The organism is Streptomyces sp. NBC_00414 (genome assembly GCF_036038375.1).
Taxonomy (GTDB): Bacteria; Actinomycetota; Actinomycetes; order Streptomycetales; family Streptomycetaceae; genus Streptomyces.
In genome coordinates, this window is the sequence record NZ_CP107935.1 from 8,883,139 (window position 1) to 8,903,033 (window position 19,895).

7 protein-coding genes are annotated in these 19,895 nt (G+C 67.6%); 3 read left to right on the forward strand and 4 right to left on the reverse strand.

Going from position 1 to position 19,895, the window contains the following annotated elements; translation table 11 throughout:
• Positions 1-211: 211 nt before the first annotated feature.
• Complete coding sequence (locus OHS59_RS38360) at positions 212-15,856, reverse strand: non-ribosomal peptide synthase/polyketide synthase (RefSeq protein WP_328497923.1); 15,645 nt, start codon at positions 15,854-15,856, stop codon at positions 212-214.
• A 380-nt stretch (positions 15,857-16,236) separates the two neighbouring features.
• Here OHS59_RS38360 and OHS59_RS38365 point away from each other — a divergent pair, with 380 nt between their 5' ends.
• Both OHS59_RS38365 and OHS59_RS38370 read left to right on the forward strand, forming a co-directional pair.
• A complete protein-coding gene (locus OHS59_RS38365; protein ID WP_328497924.1) occupies positions 16,237-16,575 on the forward strand; it encodes a hypothetical protein in 339 nt (112 codons plus the stop codon).
• A gap of 113 nt (positions 16,576-16,688) precedes the next feature.
• Positions 16,689-16,991 carry a peptidase inhibitor family I36 protein gene (locus tag OHS59_RS38370; RefSeq protein ID WP_328497925.1) on the forward strand — a complete coding sequence of 101 codons (303 nt, stop codon included), beginning with the start codon at positions 16,689-16,691 and terminating at the stop codon, positions 16,989-16,991.
• 207 nt (positions 16,992-17,198) lie between these two features.
• Here the strand turns inward: OHS59_RS38370 and OHS59_RS38375 are convergent, their stop codons facing one another.
• From OHS59_RS38375 to OHS59_RS38385, 3 genes are read right to left on the reverse strand one after another with little or no spacing between them, the layout of a single operon-like run.
• Positions 17,199-17,390 carry a hypothetical protein gene (locus tag OHS59_RS38375; RefSeq protein WP_328497926.1) on the reverse strand — a complete coding sequence of 64 codons (192 nt, stop codon included), beginning with the start codon at positions 17,388-17,390 and terminating at the stop codon, positions 17,199-17,201.
• A gap of 46 nt (positions 17,391-17,436) precedes the next feature.
• Positions 17,437-17,814 (reverse strand): peptidase inhibitor family I36 protein, encoded by a 378-nt coding sequence (locus OHS59_RS38380; RefSeq protein ID WP_328497927.1) that lies wholly within the window; start codon positions 17,812-17,814, stop codon positions 17,437-17,439.
• 60 nt (positions 17,815-17,874) lie between these two features.
• Positions 17,875-18,342, reverse strand: a complete 468-nt coding sequence (locus OHS59_RS38385; RefSeq protein ID WP_328497928.1) for a peptidase inhibitor family I36 protein — start codon at positions 18,340-18,342, stop codon at positions 17,875-17,877.
• Between the two features lie 405 nt (positions 18,343-18,747).
• On the opposite strand from OHS59_RS38385, the gene OHS59_RS38390 reads away from it, so the two are divergent.
• The gene (locus OHS59_RS38390) at positions 18,748-19,770 is read left to right on the forward strand and encodes a helix-turn-helix domain-containing protein (RefSeq protein WP_328497929.1); all 1,023 of its coding nucleotides are present in this window, start codon (positions 18,748-18,750) and stop codon (positions 19,768-19,770) included.
• The last annotated feature ends 125 nt before the right edge of the window (positions 19,771-19,895 follow it).

Consider the following 19,895-nt stretch of genomic DNA (forward strand, 5'->3'; position numbering starts at 1 on the left):
TCCTGTTGTTCGTCGCGTGACTGGGAACCCGTTGGTACGAGTCCTGGGGGGGGGTGGGGTCCGATCCGCACGACGCGCCGACCCATGACTCCATTAGGCGGAAGACTCTCGGCTGCGTCACGTCGCACGATCCCGGGTCTTGAATTACTGCCGCGACACTGATAACTCTCAGGTTCTGGGCGTGGCCGGGGCCGGCCCTCGGGTGGCAGCGTCACTCGGATTCGCGCCACGTGGCTTCGAACTCGTTCATCTCCTCCTCGTCCAATGTGACGAGGGGGTCCGTGTGGAGCTCGGGATCCTCCGTAGCCCCGGCGTGCTCGGCCAGGGCGGCGACGGTCCTGAGGGCGAAGACATCTCTCGGAGTGAGAACGAGTCCGGCCTTGCGGGCCCGGGAGACGAGCTGGATGGAGACGATCGAATCACCGCCGAGTGCGAAGAAGCTGTCGTCGCTTCCGACCGCCGGCAGTCCGAGGACCTCGCAGAAGAGATCTGCCAGGATTTTTTCGCGAGCCGTGCGCGGAGGTCGTATCACCCTGTCGGTGTCGTGCCGCGGTGCGGGCAGGGACTTGCGGTCGAGTTTGCCGTTCGCTGTGAGCGGCAGGGACTCGAGCAGCACGAACGCCGAGGGCACCATGTACTCGGGTACGGCTGCCGCCACGTGCTTCCGCAGGCCCTCCACATCCGGCGTTGTGCCTGAGGTGGGCACGACGTAGGCGACGAGGCGCTCGACACCCGTCTGATCCTCCCGGACGACGACAACGGTCGAGGCCACACCCGGCTCGCGGGTGAGCAGCGACTCGATCTCGCCGAGCTCGATGCGGAACCCACGGATCTTCACCTGGTCATCGGCCCGGCTGAGGTACTCAAGGCTGCCGTCGGCCGTCCAGCGCACCAGGTCACCCGTGCGATACATCCGGGTCCCGGCGGGACCGAACGGGTCCGCGACGAACCGCTCCGCGGTCAGACCCGCACGATTCACATACCCGCGGGCAAGCTGCGCACCGGCGATGTACAGCTCACCGACCACGCCGGCCGGTACCGGCTGCAGAGCCGCGTCCAGCACCCACAGGCGGGTGTTCCACACCGGCCTGCCGATCGGCACCGCGCCCAAGAACCCCGGGACGACGGGGGCGGAGGTCACGTCCACAGAGGTCTCGGTGGGACCGTAGAGGTTGTGCAGCGGTACATCGAGCCGGTCGTGGAACCGCTGCGCGACGGTCGTCGGCAGTGCCTCACCGCTGCACAGCACACGCCGCAGACCCGTGCACGACGCGGCTGCCTCGTCCTCCAGGAAGGCAGCCAGCATCGACGGCACGAAGTGCACGGTCGTCACCCGCTGCCCGCGGATGAGATCTGCCAGATACGCCGGGTCCCGGTGTCCTTCCGGCCGTGCCACGACCAGGGCCGCACCCGTGATCAGGGGCCAGAAGAACTCCCACACCGACACATCGAAACTCGACGGAGTCTTCTGCAGCACCCGGTCGTCGGCGGTCAATCCGTAGGTGTCCTGCATCCACAGCAGGCGGTTGACGATGCCGGCGTGCGGCACCACCACCCCCTTCGGCCGCCCCGTCGAGCCGGACGTGTAGATCACGTACGCCGGATGGGACGGATCGTGGGAACGAGGCAGCGTTCCCGGCTCGCAGGCGTCCAGATCCTCGATGAAGACCGACGGCACCTCGGACTGCGGCACTCGGGAATCCCGAGAGGTCAGCACACACATCGCTCCGGAGTCCGCGAGCATGAACTCCAGCCGCTGCGCCGGGTAGTTCGCGTCCAACGGAAGATAGGCGGCGCCGGCTCGCTGAACGGCCAGCAGCGCGACAACCAGTTCGACCGACCGGGGCAGCGCCACAGCGATCACCGACTCGGCGCCCGCACCACGACCCGCCAGAACCCGCGCCAGCTGTTCGACGCGCTCATCCAGTTCCGCGTACGTCAGTACCTGCTCTTCGAACACGACCGCGGTCGCGTCTGGAGTGTGCGCCACCTGCTGACAGAACAGCTCAGGCAGTGCCATCCTTGGCACCGGCCGCGCCGTGTCGTTCCAGCGCCCGAACCGCTCCCCCTCCCCGGCGGGCAGCAGACGTGCGGTGTGGTGGCTGCCGGAGGGGCGCCGGACCATCTCGGTCAGGGCCGCGACATAGCAACCGTGGATGCCTTCCACCTGTGCCCTGGTGAACTCCCCCGTGTCATAGGCGAGGTGCAGGCCCAGACTTCCGGTCGCGCTGTCGACCTGGAAGTCCGCGCTGAACGGCACGTCGGTTTCGACGGCTCCCGCGTCGCTCACTATCCGTACGCCAGGAGTGTGCGCCTCCTGCTCGACGTGGAAGTGGGTGTAGTTGAAGAAGGTCTCGAACAGAGTCGGCCGGCCGGTGATCCGTAGGATCTCGGTCAGAGGGAAACGGCGATGCAGCTGGACATCGGTGTCCAGGGCGGCGGTTCGGCGGATCAGGTCGGACCAGCTCCCATCCGCCAGTTCCATGCGTACGGGCAGGGTGTTGAGGAACAGGCCCATGACCCGGTCGGCGTCGGCCTCCTCCGTCCGCCCGTTGTAGACGACGCCGGTCACCACGTCCTGCGTCCCCGCCACCAGGCCCATGACGCGCAGGTGCGCCGCGAGCAGCACCGCGCGCACCGGGATGCCGAGCTCCGCGGCGAGGGTGCGCACACCGGCCTGCACCGTTTCCGGAATCGGCAGGTGAACGGCGTCCTTCTCCCCGGCTTCGGGCGTGGGCGTGAGACGGGGCAGGGAGGAGACCGGGGCCCCGTCCATCTCGCGGGCCCAGAACTCGCGGTCCGCCCGGCTCTCCAGGGCGGCCAGTTCCAGCTCGACGAAGGAGCGGTACCGCGTCGAGACGGGAGACGCGGTGTGGGTGCCCGAGTAGCGGTTGAGCAGCTCCGTGAACATGGAACGCTCACTCCAGCCGTCCATGATCGCATGGTGCTCCGTGACGAACAGCTGCACCGTGTCGTCGGACAAGCGCTGCACATGGAAGCGGACCAGTGGGGGACAGGCGGTGTCGAACGGCGTCTGTCGCTCGCGGTCGTACCGTGCCTGGACGAGTTCTTCCCGATCGGCCCTCTCCCGCAGGTCTTCCATGCTCAGCGGGACGGGCACGCTCTCGTGCACGAACTGGAGGGGCTGGTCGAAGCCGGTGAGGGCGAAGGAGGTACGGAGCAGTTCATGGGCGTCCACCAGTCCCGACACGGCCCTGTACCAGGAGGCCTCGTCGAACGACGCCTCGATCCGGTACATGGCCACGTTGTGGTACGCGCCGGACCGTTCGCTCGCCAGGACCATGCCGATCTGCAGACGGGCCATGGGGTAGGCGTCCACGACTCCGGCCGGGAGTGCGGCGCGGCCCGATGCCGGCAGCAGCGCGAACGGCTCATGCCGGGCGACGAGGTCGGTCCTGTCGTCGCGGGCGGTGACGGCGGGTGCCAGAGCCCGGATCGTGGTGTACCGCATCAGGTCGGCGAGCCCGAAGTGCAGTTCGCGCTGCCGGGCCAGCGCCAGCACGCGCAGGCTGCGGATGGAGTCCCCGCCGAGCGCGTGGTAGTTGTCGTCGATACCCACCTTTTCGAGCCCCAGCACCTCGGCCCAGACGTCGGCCAGGTCGGCCTCGCACTGATCGCGCGGCGCGACGTAGGCATCGGTGGGGCCCGTCGCCGGCTCGGGCAGTGCTCTGCGGTCGACCTTGCCGTTGACGGTCAGGGGCAACTGCTCCATGACCACCAGATGTGCGGGCACCATGTAGTCCGGCAATCTGGCCGCCAGCTCCTCCCGCAGGTGCTGAGCGGTGGCATCGGTCACGGCGTAGCCGATCAGCTGGTCCTGCCGGTGCACGACCACCGCCTCGGACACCGAGTCGAGGCCCGACAGGGTCGCCTCGATCTCGCCGAGTTCGATGCGGAAGCCACGGATCTTGGCCTGGCGGTCGGCGCGGCCCAGGTACTCCAGGGCACCGTCCGGCCGGCGCCGCACCACGTCACCGGTGCGGTACATGCGTGTTCCCGCCGGACCGAAGTGGTCCGCGACGAAGCGCTCCGCGGTCAGCCCCGGCCTGTTCAGGTATCCGCGGGCCAGACCGGCACCCGCCACGTACAGCTCACCGGCGCTCCCCGGAGGTGCCGGCCGCAGGTTGCCGTCCAGGACGTACAGGTTCAGATCCGGGATGCCCCGTCCAATGACGCTGCCCCGCGTGTCCCGTGCGGTGCGGCGGTCCAGAAGGGCGTAGGTGACGTGCACCGTCGTCTCGGTGATTCCGTACATGTTGACCATGTCCGGGCTCCGGCCCGGATTCTCCTCGTACCACTCGCGCAGCGGACCGAGATCCAGCGCCTCACCACCGAAGATCACCATGCGCAGCGCGGCCACCGCTCCCGAACGGACCTCCTGTTCGGCTCGCAGGAGTTGATGGAACGCCGAGGGGGTCTGGTTGAGGACGGTCACCCCCTCACGCCGCATCAGGCCGAGGAAGTCCGCCGGCGACCTGCTGACCTCGAAGGGCACCACCACGAGGCGGCCCCCGGTGAGCAGAGGGCCGAAGATCTCCCACACCGAGAAGTCGAACGCGTAGGAGTGGAAGAGCGTCCACACGTCCTGCTCGCCGAATCCGAACCACGGCTCCGTGGCCGTCAGCAGCCGAACGACGTTCTGGTGCGGCACGACCACGCCCTTGGGGCGGCCGGTGGAACCCGAGGTGTAGATCACATACGCCGGATGGGCCGGTACCAGAGCACCGGAGCGGTCGGCGTCCGTCGGATCGGTGTCGGTGGTGGCGAGCTCCAGTTCCTCCAGGAGCACACGTGGCGCCGTGCCCGTGGGCAGCGCCCGCGCCGTCCCGCCGGTCGTGATCACCAGGGCCGGCGAGGAGTCGTCGAGGATGTAGGAGATCCGCTCCGCGGGATAGCTCGGATCGACGGGTACGTACGCCGCGCCCGTCTTGAGGACCGCAAGGACCGCGACCACTGTCTCCGGTGAGCGGTGCAGTGCGATCGCCACGAACTGCTCCGGACCCACGCCGTGGGCCAGCAGGCTGTGCGCCACCCGGTTGGCCCGTGCGTTGAGTTCCGAGAAGGTCAGCCTCTTGGCCCCGCAGACGAGCGCGAGCGCGTCGGGGGTAAGGGCCGCTCGCTCCTCGAACAGTCCGGGCAGGGTCACCTGGGGCAGGGCCGTCGGCAAGTCGTTCCATTCCGCCCGCAGCAGGGCGTGATCCTGCTCGGACAGCACGTCGACCCGGGCCATCGGCACGTCCGGGTCGTCGACGACCGTCTCCAGCACCCGGCGCAGCCACGCGCCTAGTTCCGCCACCCGCTCCCGGTCGAACGCGTCGGGCCGGTAGCTCAGGACGAGGCGCAGGCTCTGCCCGGGAAGCGCCGCGAGCATGAGGGGGTAGTGGGTGGCATCGCTGGCGTCCATGTCCCTGATCCGGACGCCGGGGGCGAGTTCGGCGAGCGCGTCGACGTCGAGGGGATAGTTCTCGAAGACGACTGTGGTGTCGAAGAGCTCACCCAGTCCGGTCAGGCGCTGGATTTCAGCGAGCTGGACATGCTGGTGATCGGTGAGCGCGGACTGCTGATCCTGGATACGGGTCAGCGCGGTGGCCAGTGAATCGGCCGGGTTCCACCGCACGCGCACCGGGAGGGTGTTGATGAACAGCCCGACCATGTCCTCCACTCCGGCCAGGTCGGCCGGACGCCCGGAGACCGTGGCGCCGAAGACCACGTCCTGCCTGCCCGTCATACGGGACAGCAGGACGGCCCATGCCCCCTGGACGAGGGTGTTGACCGTCAGGCCCGCCGCACGGGCGGTCCTCGCCAGCGCCGCGGTCAGTTCCTCACCCAGCTCGACATCGACCTGCTCGGGAAGTACGGACGCGCGAGCACCGCCCGGCGGAACGACCAGGGTCGGCTCCTCCAGCCCGGACAGGGTGTCGCGCCATGCCTCGTGGGCGGCGTCCTGGTCCTGCGTGGCCAGCCATGCCAGGTACTCCCTGAAAGCCGGAGCCGGCGCCAGGTCGGAGCCGCCTTCGCCGTACAGCCTGAACAGGTCCCCCACGATCAGGGGCAGGGACCAGCCGTCGTAGAGGATGTGGTGTGCGGTGAACGCCAGCACATGCCGGTCGGTGGCCAGGCGGATCAGCGTGAACCGCATCAGCGGAGCCACGGTCATGTCGAAGCGGCGGAGCCGGGCCTCACTCACCAGCCTGGCCTGCTCCCGCTGCTGAGCCTGTCGGTCCAGGCCTTCCAGATCCACCTCGACCCAGGGCAGCTCGACCTCACCGGCGATGACCTGGACCGTCGCGCCCGACTTCACCTGTGTGAATCCGGCCCGCAGATTGGGATGACGGTTCAGCAGGGCCTGGCCCGCCGCCCTGAGGGCAGGCGCGTCGAGCTGACCGTCGAGGTGCAGGACGATCTGCATGTTGTAGACGTCCACGCTGGTTGTGTCGTCGTCGTAGAGAGCGTGGAACAGCAGACCGTCCTGCAGCGGCGACAGGGGCAGCACATCGGCGACGCCGGTGCTGACGTGCCGGGCCTCCAGATCCTCGATCTCCCGCTGACCGAGCGACACGAGCGGCAGATCGGACGGGGTCAGACCGCCCGCACCGGTCTCCGTGACGTAGGAGACCAGCGACCGCAGGGCCGTGAACCAGCTCTCCGCCAGCTCACGGACATCGTCCTCGGCCAGCAGCGCGCCGGGCCAGGACCAGGTCGCGACGAGCCGGGGTCCGTCCGGGTGGTCCTCGGTCAGTGCGTTGATCTCCAGCGGATGCGGCATCGCCGTACCCTCGTCGGCGCCCGAACCCAGTGCGTCGGCCTCCGGCGCCACCGCCCAGTCCGTACCACCGCCCGTCTCCGCGACCGGGAACCGGCCCAGATAGTTGAAGCCGATCTGCGCACGGTTGCCCGCCGCCAGAATCGCTCCGCTCTCATGACTGAGGTAGCGCAGCAGGCCGTAGCCGATGCCGTGATCCGGCACGGCACGCAGCCGCTCCTTGATCAGCTTCAGCGTCTCGCCGAGCGCCGCACCATCGCGCAGATCGGCCGCCTCCTGTGCGAGCAGCAACGGGTACGCCGAAGTGAACCATCCGACCGTGCGGGACAGGTCGACCCCCGGCACGATCTCCTCGCGACCGTGGCCCTCCAGGTCCACGAGGAATCCGGCGGCCGGACCGGCGCCGCGGCGTCGTGCCCAGTCCCGCAACGCGGCGCTCAAGGCAGTCAGCAACACATCGTTCACGTTCGCGCCGAAGGCGGCGGGCACCGTCGTCAGCGCCGGTGCGACGATCCCCGCCGGCAGCACGAGCTCCATCGAGCGAGCCGTACCCACGACATCACGGACCGAGTCCAGCTCCGGAACGGTCGGCAGCGGCTCGTGCTTCTCCACCATGGAGGTCCACAGACGCAGCTCCTCAAGGCGAGCCGGATCAGCGGCCGCCCGCGTCAGACGGTCCGACCACGTCCGCAGCGACGTGGGCACCGGCGGGAGCACCGGCTCCCGCCCTGACCTGATCCGCTCCCAGGCGGACCGAAGATCGGGCAGCAGGATCCGCCAGGACACACCGTCCACCACCAGGTGGTGCACCATCACCAGAAGACGGCCCGAAGCCTGCGGACCGGCGTCGAACCACACCACCTGCACCATCACACCCGCAGCGGGAGCCAGCCGGTGCTGCGCCGCGTGGGTCCGGCTCGCCACCACCTCGGCCAGTGACTGCGACGCGAGCTCGCGGACATCCACCCGCTCGACCAGGGTCTCTGCCCGTAGCGCGCCCGCCGCCGGAATCTCCAGCCGCCAGGGAGCGCGATCACCCTCGGTCCGGTCGAGGCGCATGCGCAGTGCGTCGTGACGGTCCAGCACCGCCTGCACGGACCGGTTCAGATCGTCCTGGCACATCGAGGCGGGTGCCCGCACCAGCATCGACTGGTAGAAGCCGTCGACCGGACCGTTCAGCTCCCGCAGCCAGTGGATGATCGGAGTCGGCCGAACCTCGCCCACACCGGCGTCGGCCGCCTCGGTCACCGCCGCGTCCACATCCCGCGCCACCTCCGCCAGCGCCGCTACCGTCCGGTGGGCGAACACCTCCCGCGGGGTCAGTACGAAACCGGCGGTACGGGCCCGGGCGACCAGCTGGATCGAGATGATCGAGTCACCGCCCAGCTCGAAGAAGCTGTCGTCGATCCCCACCTCCGGCAGGCCGAGGACCTCGGCGAACACCGTGCACAGGGTCTCCTCACGCGCAGTGCGCGGCGCCCTGCCGGACGCGGAGGCCGTCACGTCCGGTGCGGGCAGGGCCTCGCGGTCCAGCTTTCCGTTCGGTGTCAGGGGCAGCTCCTCCACCACCACGAAGGCCGAGGGCACCATGTAATCCGGTACGGCTGCGGCGACCCGGGCCCGCAGAACCTGCACGTCCGGGGCCGCTGCGGCCACCACGGGCACGATGTAGGCGGCCAGCCGCTTCACCCCCGGAACGTCCTGACGCACCACCGCCGCCGCCTGCGCCACACCTTCGCACCGGGCGAGCACAGCCTCGATCTCACTGAGCTCGATCCGGAACCCCCGCACCTTGACCTGGTCGTCGCCACGACCGACGAACACCAGCTCGCCGTCCCGGCTCCAGCGGACCACGTCCCCGGTCCGGTACATCCGTGCCCCCGCCGCCCCGAACGGGTCGGCCACAAAACGCTCAGCGGTCAGATCCGGACGATTGAGATAGCCCCTGGCCAGGCCCGCGCCGGCGACGTACAGCTCGCCCGCCACCCCGACCGGAACCGGTTGCAGACCCCAGTCGAGCACGTACACACGGACACCGTCCATGGGCCGGCCGATCGGCACCGTGTCGGCGACGCCGGCCGCCGACCGCAGCGGATGACAGGTCGCGAACGTGGTCGTCTCCGTCGGACCGTAGACATCGACGACCACGATTCCCGGGCACGCCCGGAGCACCTGCCGCAGGACCGGGCCTGGCACCGTGTCGCCGCCCGTCCACACCTCGCGCACTCCGGTGAACGATCGGGCGGACTCGCTCGCCAGCAACCGGAAGAGCCCGATCGTCATGAAGAGAGCCGTCACGCCCCGGCCGCGGATCTCCTGTTCGAGTGCGGGGACGTCGAGGTCGCCGGGTGGGGCGACGACGACCGTGCCGCCGTACAGCAGCGGGACCCAGATCTCGTAGGTGGAGGCGTCGAACGCGTGAGGGGAGTGCATCAGGACGCGGCGGTGGGCGTCGGTCCGGAACCGGCGGTCCGCCGCCAGCGCGAGGACGTCCGCGTGTGTGACCGCGACGCCCTTGGGTACGCCCGTCGAGCCCGACGTGTACATCACGTACGCAAGCTGTTCGGGGTGGCCGGCGATCGCCGGGGCGTGTGCCGGCATCACGGCGAGCTCCGGCGCGTCGTCGACGACAAGGGTTCGCGCGGTGTGCCGGAACTCCGGACCCGTGGAGGCCCGGTCCGTCAGGAGCACCGTGGCTCCGGTGTCGGCCAGCACCGTGCTCAACCGGCCGGTCGGGGAGCGGCAGTCCAGCGGCACGTACGCTCCGCCCGCCTTCAGCACCGCCAGCGTCGAGACGACCAGGTCGATCGACCGGTCCTGCAGAACGGCCACCCGGTCCTCGGCCCCCACTCCGTACTCGATGAGCAGGTGTGCCAGCCGGTTGGCCCGCGCGTCGAGTTCGGCGTAGGTGAGTTCCCGGTCGCCGCAGACCAGTGCGGGCGCGTCGGGCGTATGGGCCGCCTGTGCCTGGAACAGCTCCGGCAGCAGGGCGGACGGCAGGTCCACCCCGGTGTCGTTCCACTTCTCCAGCATCTGCCTGCGCTCGTCCGCACCGAGAACGCTCACACCGGCCAGCGGCGCGTCCGGGTCGGTGGCGAACGCCTCCAGAACCCGTCGCAGCCACGTGCCGAACTGCTCCACCCGCTGCCGGTCGAAGACGTCGGGCCGGAAGTTCAGCCCCAGTGACAGTCTCGGGCCGGGGAAGACAAGCAGGCTGAGCGGATAGTGCAGGGTGTCCCGGCCTTCGACGTCGACTGTGAGCGCGGAGCCCAGTCCCGCCGTGAAGCCGGCGTCCATCGGGTAGCTCTCGAAGACGACGACCGTGTCGAACAGTTCCCCCAGCCCCGCCAGGCGCTGGACGTCCCGCAGTCCGAGATGCTGGTGCTCCGCGAGCGCGGACTGCTGGTCCTGGACCTCTGCCAGTACGGCGCTCAGGGAGCGGGCAGGATCCAGGCCGACACGTACCGGCAACGTGTTGACGAACATACCGACCATCCGCTCGACCTCGGCGAGATCGGCGGGGCGGCCGGCGGAAGTGGCGCCGAAGACGACGTCCTGACGTCCGGTCAGGTGGGACAGCAGGACCGACCACGCCCCCTGGAACAGGGTGTTCAGCGTCAGACCGCGTGAGCGCGCCACCGTGCTGAGAGCGGCGGTGAACTCCTCGGAGAGCTCGAACGAAACCTGCTCGGGCAGAACCGCGGCGCTGGCTTCGACGCCGGAGGCGACGCGGGTCGGTTCCTCCAGGCCGTCGAGAGCCTGGCGCCAAGCCGCTTCCGCGGTATTCCGGTCCTGACCGCTCAACCACTCCAGATAATCACGGAAAGGGACGGCCGCCGGCAGCTCAGAGACAGCCCCGGCGTTGCCGTAGAGCGTGAACAGGTCACCCAGAAGGATCGGGTTCGACCAACCGTCCAGCAGGATGTGATGACTGGTGAACAGCAGCAGGTGCTTGTCCGCGCCCAGGCGGACCAGGGTGAACCTCAGAAGCGGTGCGGCCGTGAGGTCGAAGCGGCGCACCTTGTCCTGGTCCATGAGCTCGGCCAGCTCCTCCTGGCGCGCCTTCTCCTCCAGTCCGCTCAGGTCGACCTCGGCCCAGGGCAGCGCCACCTGTTCGGCGAGGAGCTGCACCGTATGCCCGGAGGCCGGCTGCACGAAAGCCGCCCGCAGGTTGGGGTGCCGCTCCAGCAGCGCCTGAGCGGCGCCGCGCAGCGCGGTCGAGTCCAGTGCCCCCTCGAAGCGGAGGATCAGCTGGGTGATGTAGACGTCCACTTCGCTGCGGTCGTACAGGGCGTGGAAGAGCAGTCCTTCCTGGAGCGGGGAAAGCGGCAGGACATCGGCGAGGCCTGTGTGCGCGTACCGGCTCTCCAGTGCTTCGATCTCGTCCTGGCTCAGGCGGACCAGGGGGAGATCGGAGGGGGTCAGACCCCCTCGGCCGCCGTCGGCCGGCCAGGCGGCCAGCGACCGCAGTGCCCGGAACCACGTCTCGGCCAGTTCGCGCACGTCGTCCTCGCCGAACAGCGCACGAGGCCAGGACCAGTACGCCACCAGCCGCGGCCCCTCGGGCCGGTCCTCGGTGACCGCGTTGAGCTCTAGGGGGTGCGACAGCGGCATGCCCGCGTCGGCACCGGCATAAAGGGGTTCCGCCTCGGGGGCGGTCGCCCAGTCCGCAGCCTTCCCCGTACCTCCGACGGGTAGCCGGCCGAGGTAGTTGAAGCCGATCTGCGGAGCCTCCCCCGCGGCCAGCGCGGCTGCGATCCCGGCGTTCAGGTAGCGGAGCATGCCGTAGCCGATGCCGTGATCCGGCGCGGCTCGCAGCTGCTCCTTGACGGTCTTGAGGGCCCTCGCGAGGGCGGCGCCGTCCAACGGGTCCACCTCTCCGGGCGCGAGCCTGACCGGATAGGTGGTGGTGAACCAGCCGACCGTTCGTGAGAGGTCCACGCCGGGCACGATCTCCTCACGACCGTGCCCTTCCAGTTCGACCAGGACACCATGTGCCTGGGCGCGGTCGCGCCGCCGTGCCCAGTCGCTCACGGCGACGCTCAGCGCGGTGAGCAGAACGTCGTTGATCTCGGCGTGGAAAGCCGCCGGCACGGTGGTCAGAAGCGGGGTCACGATGTCGGCCGGTAGGGCCAGTTCGAGCGTGCGCGCGGTCGCCATGACATCGCGCTTCGCGTCCATGGCGATCGCGCTGAGCGGGGGCGTAGGTCCGGCGGACGCGGTTTCCGTCCACAGCCGCAGCTCCGCCACGCGCCGCGGATCGTCGGCGGCCGCAGCCAGCGCGGTGGACCATGTCCGCAGTGAGGTGGGTACGCCGTCGAGGAAGGGCTGCCGGCCGCTTGCGGCCTGGCGCCAGGCCGACTCCAGGTCGGGTATCAGAATGCGCCAGGACACTCCGTCCACGGCCAGGTGGTGCACCATGACCAGCAGCCGACCCGGCTCCCGCGGCCCGGCGTCGAACCACGCCACCCGCACCATGACCCCGGCTTCGGGAGACAGACGGCGCTGGGCATCGCGCATCTCCTCCGCGACGAGCTCCCGTCGTTTCCCGGCATCCACGCCCGAGGTGTCGATCCTGGCGGTGACCTCGGTCGCCACGACCGCGCCGGCCGGGGGGACGTCCAGCTCCCAGCTGCCGTCATGGGCCCGGGTCAGCCGCATGCGCAACGCGTCATGGTGGTCCAGGAGCGCCTGCACGGCCGTCACCAGATCCGGCCGGGTGAGCCCGGCCGGCGTCTGCAGGAGCCTGGACTGCTGGAACCCCGCCATGGGACCGCCCAGCTCTTCGAGCCACCGCACGATCGGTGTGACCACCACCGCGCCCACACCCGCGCCGGCCGCCTCCGACACCACCGCGTGGGATTCCCGCACCACGGCCGCGAGCGCGGCGACGGTCTTATGGGTGAACACGTCCCTCGGCGTGATCGCCAGACCTGCCTTACGGGCCCGGGCGACCAGCTGGATCGAGACGATCGAGTCTCCACCGAGGTCGAAGAAGCTGTCGTCGGCGCCGACCTCGGACACGCCGAGGACCTCCGCGAAGACCTCGGCCAGCGCCTTCTCCCGCGAAGTACGCGGTACCCGGCCCGCCCCCGATCCGGTGATCTCCGGTACCGGCAGAGCGGACCGGTCGAGCTTGCCCGTGGCGCCGAGGGGCAGCGCCTCCATCACCACCAGCGCGGCAGGCACCATGTAGTCCGGGAGCCGGGTGGCGACATGCTCTCTCAGCCGGTGCGGGTCGAGGTCCTCCGATCCGTCCGCGGGAACCACATAGCCCACGAGACGCCTGATGCCCGGCCGGTCCTCGCGCACCACCACCGAGGCGTGAGCCACTGCCTCGTCGCGGACCAACGCGGCCTCCACCTCGGCGAGTTCGATCCGGAATCCACGCAGTTTGACCTGATCGTCGGCACGTCCGACGAACTCCATCTCGCCGTCGCGCGTCCAGCGGACCACATCACCGCTGCGGTACATCCGGGTGCCGGGTGCTCCGTACGGATCCGCCACGAAGCGCTCCGCCGTCAGCTCCGCCCGCCCCAGATACCCCCGGGCGAGGCCGGCGCCCGCGATGTACAGCTCGCCCGCCACACCGACCGGCGTCGGCTGGAGCCCGGAGTCCAGTACGTAGACACGGGTGTTGCCCACCGGACGGCCGATCGAAGGCCGGGAGGCACCCGCGAGTGGGCGGTACAGCGCGTCGACGGTGGTCTCGCTCGGTCCGTAGAAGTTGAACGCCGCCGGGCGCGGCTCCCGCTCCAGAGTGGCCCACAGCGCGGGAGGGACGGCCTCTCCGCCCAGCAGCAGCACATGGGGACGGCGCGGCGCCCGCAGCAGCCCGCTCACGACCAGCTGCTCGGCGAACGACGGCGTCGTGTCCAGCAGGTCGATGGCGTGTTCCCGCACGTAGTCGATCACTGCCTCCGCGTCGCGGCGAATGCCGTCGTCGACGAGGTGCAGCTCATGGCCGCCCAGCATCCAGAGGAGTTCCGCCCACGTCGCGTCGAAGGACAGCGAGGCGGTCAGAGCCACACGGAACCGGTCGAGTCCGGAGACGGCAACGGCCGGACCGTAGAGGGAGGAGCAGTGCTGCGCGAACAGGTTCACCAGGCCCGCGTGCAGCAGCGTCACCCCCTTGGGACGGCCGGTGGAACCGGACGTGTAGATCACCAGCGCCGGGTTCGAGGGCCGCAGCGGGCACAACCGGTCGGAATCGGTCACCTCGGAGTCGGACTTCGCGGCCTCGTCGGCCGCCTCCTCGGCACTGCCCAGGAGCAGTACCGGAGTCCGCGCATCGACCGGCAGCCCGTCCCTGATGCCCGTATCGGTGATGACGAGTGTCGGGGCGGCGTCGGTCAGCATGTGGACGATGCGTTCCGCCGGGTGGTCCGGGTCGATGGATACGTATGCGGCGCCGGACTTGAGCACACCGAAGACGGCTACGACGGTGTCGATGGATCGGGGCAGAGCCAGGGCGACGACCTTCTCCGGTCCCACCTTCCGGTCGATAAGTACCCGCGCCAGTTTGTTCGCCCTTCCGTTCAGCTGCGCGTACGTCAGCGTCTGTGCGCCGGACACCACCGCGGTCGCGTCCGGGGTACGCGCCGCCTGGGCCTCCAGCAGCTGCGGGAGCGTGGTGCCCGTGGTGGTCGAGGCGTCCTGCCCGACCCCCCACCGGGACAGCAGCCGGGTGCGCTCCTGCGCCCCGACCAGATCGATCTGCCCGATCCTCGTCGCAGGGTCCGCTGATGCGAAGGCCTCCAGGACGCGGAGCAGGCGTTCCTGGTGGGCGGCTGTCTCCTCAGCCTCACAGCCGCCGGCATCTGCGTCGAGGACGACGGTCAGACCGTTGCCGTCGGACCGCTCCAGAATGGCCAGCGCCAGGCTCTCCACCGGACCGTTGGAGATGTTGTGCGGGATGACGGGGTACGTGCCGAACCGCATGTCGTAGTCGAACGACATGATGTTGACGGAGAGGCCGAAGAGTTCCTGGCCCTCCTCCACCATCCGCAGATCCCGGCGCATGTCCTCGTAGCGGTACCGCTGATGACGCAGTGTCTGACGCAGCTCCAGCGCAGCGGCCCTGGACACCTCGGAGAGAGACATCCCGGGATCCATGCTGAAGCGCAGGGGCACCTGGTTGGACGTCGCCGCAGGAACGCCACGGACAGCGGCCGGCCTGGCGGCCACGGCCAGACCGAGGGTCAGATCACCGCTCCCCGTCATCCGGTTCAGGTAGGTCGCGGCTGCGGCGACCACCAGTGTCTGCCAGCCCGTCCGGGCCTGACGCGCGTTGCCGCGCAGGCCGTCGAGGACCGACTGCGGCAGTTGTGCCGTGACCCGGACACGATCGTTCCCGACGGCCGGGGACGGGTGTGTGATCAGCGTGACTGCCTCAGGGAGCCCGGCCAGCCGGTCCTTCCAGAACTGGCGGTCGGTGTCGTGCGCGGGCGAGGCGCGGTAGGTCGCGTCCTCCTCCAGAAGTGTCTCCAGCCGTCCGAACGAGCTCTCCACCGTCGGCGCGCCCTCGGCGAGCGTGGTGTATTCGTGCGCGATGCGGCGCGCCATGGCGGCTCCGCTGAAGCCGTCGAGCAGAATGTGGTGGTAGCGCTGGTAGAGAAAGAACCGGTCCTCCGCCACCTTGACGAGGGCGATCCGCCACAGATCATCCGTGTGGAGATCAACCGCGGTGGAGGTGTCCGCCCGCATCCAGTTCCAGGCGCAGACGTCCGGGTCGTCCTGTTCGCTGAAGTCCATCATCTGCAGGACGAAATCGGGCACGTCGGCAAGCCACTGGAAAGGACCACCCGCGTCCTCTCCCAGCCGGACGCGCAACGTGTCGGCATCCGCGACACACCGCGCCACTGCGGCTTCGAGCATGGCGACGTCTACCGGCCCATGGATCTCCAGGCCCTCGCTGATGTTGTATGCCGCTGCGGAGGTGTCCAGCTGATGAGCGAGCCAGATACCCCTCTGAGGCACGGAGAGAGGCCAGGTGCCGCTGCGTGAATGAGACATCATCGACCTTCGTGAAGACGCCAGTGAGGAAGCACATGCCCGGAATGCGTCGGACACAGGAAAGCCACTGGGAGGACCGGCGGACAGACATGAAAAAGGGTTGCCTCGCGGTGGGCGAACGGCGGCACAGCACTACCTGTACGAGTGCTGCCGGTCGGCGACCACCGCGGCGACCCGGTGGGGCGGGGCTGGAGCAGATGGCTTCCTGTCGAGCGGCCCCTGAATCCATTAGGCAGAAGGATTACCGCCGCGTCACGTCGCGCGATTCCGGGTCTTGAAACTCCGCCGCGAACTTGCTAGGGCCTGTACATGGATGTGTGGATGTGTGTGGGTGCCTGCCGTGCCGCGCACTTGGCACTCAGATCCTATTACTCTCAACTGCCGGAGATTACTTTTGTCGCAGCAGGATCAAAAGTCTACTCGGTAAGAGGATACGTATGGCCAAGAAGAGAATTCTCGCGACCGGTGCGCTGGCAGTGTTGCTCGCGGGTGGAATCACGGCGAGCGCGGCCGCGGCCTCCGCACGTACCGCTGAAAACAGTTCGGTGGCGGCTGTGCCTTCGATGACCCAGAGCGCAGCGCCCACCGACAACGGGGGTGTTCTGCGTCTGGCCCCCTGGACCATGTACGCGGGTTACCTCACTTCCGTGGATTGCAATATAGCGCGGGAGCGGCTTGGCCTCGAAGGGGTGAACGGAAGGACGGTCGAAACGAAGTGCGAGTACTGGTCGGCACATTCCAACCCGTACAAGCTCTTCTACAGGTACGTTGACTGAGGCGCTTCCGAAGGTCCAACCTCCCTCTTTTCGTGACGGTCCACCGACGCACACGGTGGGCCGTCACGTCGGGCAATGAGAACAATCACCATTCGAGCTGAAGGATTCGTCACATGAGGAAGCGTAATGTGGCCGGCGCTGCGGTCTCCGTCGGCATCGCGTTGAGTCTGGTGACCACAGTTACGTCATCGGCTTCTGCCGCGAACGAGAAGTGTCCGGTCGGTTACCTCTGCGTATACGACAGCGATTCGTTCACCGGGCAGGTCTACGCTTTTCCTGCCGCCAACGGATATTACAAGCCGGATCTCAACTATGACCCGCCGAAGTGGCTGAGCGGCGTCTACCTCAATGACCACATATCTTCGATAATCAACAACACGAGGTATTCTGCCACCTTCTTCAAGGACGCGAACTAAAAGGGTGCGAAGATCACGGTTTCGGGCGGAGGATGGAACTCCAAGCTGTCCACCACGGGATTCGACAATTTGATTTCCTCATTCGCGGTGAATGTTTCCGGTGCGTGAGGTCTTCCTGTCCGTGGGGAAGAGTTGAGGGAAAGTCGACCGGCTCCACCTGGTGCAACCAGGTGGAGCCGGTCGTGTGTGAAAGAAGGGCGTACCCGGTTATCCGATGGGAGCGGGGTCTTCGTGGCCGCCGCCGCCCGCTGTACGCGCGTCGGTCAGGTCGTTCTGATCCGGCTCATTCATGCCGGCCTCGCCGCGCTGGTTCACTTCATTCATATGGGCCGGGACTGCTATGGCCGTCACACCACCCATCACCATGGCAGACGCTGCAATCAGTGCTCGAAACTTCATTCTAATCCTCCATTGGGACAGTCCGGATGTAGGTTGGACGATCGTTCTAGATCACTCGCATCGAACTGATCCGGTCGTTCATCGCGACCTGGCTGGTCCAGCGACGAGGCGCCAGGACATCGGCAAGGGACCCCCCGTACGAGTGGTCGGTGTAGAACGCGAAGGTGAAGGTGGTGTTGTTGACGACCGAGCTGATGTTGTCATTGACGGGTGTGCCGTCGCTGAACTTGTGCTCGGTCTTGGACAGAGTCACATAGTTGTTAGCCGGAAATGAATACATGGATCCGGCGAAATTGGCATCCCTGTATACGCACACAGCCTGTTCCGGGCAATGTACTGCCGCCGACGCGCTTGGAGCGAAAGTGAGCGCCGAGGCCGCCATGACGGCACCTGCCGCGACGATTCCTGCGAATGGGATCTTCATTTTTCAGCCTGACTCTCGGAGGTGTGCACCCTACGCAACTCTCGGGGTTTTCAGCAGCCGCTACCTGGTGCAGAAGGAGGAGATCACGTCGTTGAAGGCCCCGTAGAGTTGATTGGTGGAACCATCATGGTTGTAAATCACGAAGCTGTTTGACTTGAGATTTAAGATCTGAGAATTCGCCTTGATGTCGATGTACCTGCCGTTCTGCCCTGAATTCTCGTTCAGGCGAACAGTCTGTCCCGTTTTGTTGACGACGGACGAAGTGCTGTCGTTCACGGGCGGGTAGTTGCCCGGGTAGCTCTCACCCTTGAGATCCGAAACGCGATTGGAGTCGGGTACGTAGATTTCTCCGCCGAAGTTGCTGTCGAGGAAAAGACACAACTTTCCCGATGGGCAGTCGGCTGCCGATGCCGCGGCGGCCGGAGTTGTCGAAGCGAGCGCACCGCCGAAAATCAGCGCCACGGTGAGGGTTACAGCCTTGAGTCGCATTTTTACTCTCAAACCCATGTGGAAGACGGACTTTGGCACCGTAGCGAGAGTAAAACGGGGTGCATAGGAGCTCAGTGCCACGGTGAGGTCGTTCGCCGGCTGAGGGGGATTCTCGCGTTCCGCCGGTTCCGTACCTGACGGGTGACACGGCCCCGAGGTCCTCCCTCCGGCCCTTGCCGGTGATGACGGCCGGAACCACCCGGACCGGTCGGCCGGCCACCGCTCCATGCCCTCCAGGACCTGGTATTGCGTACTGCGTCGGGGTGCCCGACAACGAGCCGTGAATCAGTCGTCAACCGGCCGTGAACAGGCAGCAGGTTGTCTTGTCGACGCAGCGCGCGGCCCGGAGGGGCCAGCGCGAAGCCGTGCTGAAGATGAAATGCACTGACGCCCTCGGCCGTCCTCGAACAGCTGCAGGCGTGGGGCGACCGAAAGAAGGCGCAAATGGGCACTCAGAAGTCGGTAGATCTCTCCGCCATCGGCTCGAACCGCGGTCGGTCGACACGGTTCGCAACAGAGATGAACCTAACGGCGCCGCAGTTCCGAAAAGCTGATCCGGTACTCCGAGGGTGGCGAAGCGGTCCGCTGTCACATCTGACTCGTCTCACTGCTCTTCGAACTGCTCCTCACGGCTTCAGACTGTCCGCCGACGGTCATCACTACAACGGCCTGCTCTCGATCAGGTTCTACAGCGATTCACTGGCGGGAGTTTCGGGTCGGGGTGTGGACCAGGATCCGATCGTGGTCGATCTGGTGAATTCCGGTGGGTTGGAGTTCAGGAAAGGTGGGGAATCTTACGCTGTCATGCCGGGGCAGATCTGCATCAGGGACACGAAGTCTCCGTGGGATTTCTCCTGTGCGCCGGCTACGCGTGTCCGGATGGTCGCGATTACCAGGCACGCGTTGATCCCACGGATCGATTCACCGGAGAAGCTCAATCGGCCATATATCGGGGAAGCGGCCTCCCCCGAGGTTGCTCTTCTGGTGAAATTTCTGAATGTCCTGGAGAGCTCCTCTGATGCCCTGAGCCGCTCGACCTGCGCACAGGACGCCGCGCTCGACGCCTGTGCGACTTTACTGTCGGATATCCTGGGGACGCCGTCCAGCAATGGACTGGACGAGTCCCGTGTGGAGTCGCTGCGGGCGGCAGAGACCGCGATAGAGATCAATCTCGACAGGCCCGACCTGTCACCCGCGCTGATCGCCAGAATCCTCGGAGTGTCCACTCGGACGCTGCATCGCACCTTCTCCGGGTCTGGTCACTCCGTGATGTCGTTCACCCGTTACAGGCGTGTACAGAGGGCGCACGATGATCTCGTGAACTCTGGCAGTATGACGTGCGTTTCGGAAATCGCAGCCAGGTGGCATTTTTCGGACGCGAGTCACTTCATAATGAACTTCAAATCAATATTCGGAGCGACTCCGGCAGCGTATCTACGGACTCGTAGGATGTTGGGTATCCACTAACGCTTGCTGTGTTCCGGCTTCCGGGGTCCGGTACCCGGGCGCCTCGCATCCGGGTCCGCGAGTTCGACGCACTTCCTCCACAGGCTTCGCAGGGCTCCGTGCGGGCTCTGGCAGACTGGAGATCG

Bases quoted from the DNA above. Each gene is read 5' to 3' on its own strand.
- OHS59_RS38365 (WP_328497924.1), top strand. From the start codon at position 16,237: ATGGCCAAGAAGAGAATTCTCGCGACCGGTGCGCTGGCAGTGTTGCTC.
- OHS59_RS38370 (WP_328497925.1), top strand. From the start codon at position 16,689: ATGAGGAAGCGTAATGTGGCCGGCGCTGCGGTCTCCGTCGGCATCGCG.
- OHS59_RS38375 (WP_328497926.1), bottom strand. From the start codon at position 17,390: ATGAAGTTTCGAGCACTGATTGCAGCGTCTGCCATGGTGATGGGTGGT.
- OHS59_RS38380 (WP_328497927.1), bottom strand. From the start codon at position 17,814: ATGAAGATCCCATTCGCAGGAATCGTCGCGGCAGGTGCCGTCATGGCG.
- OHS59_RS38390 (WP_328497929.1), top strand. From the start codon at position 18,748: ATGGGCACTCAGAAGTCGGTAGATCTCTCCGCCATCGGCTCGAACCGC.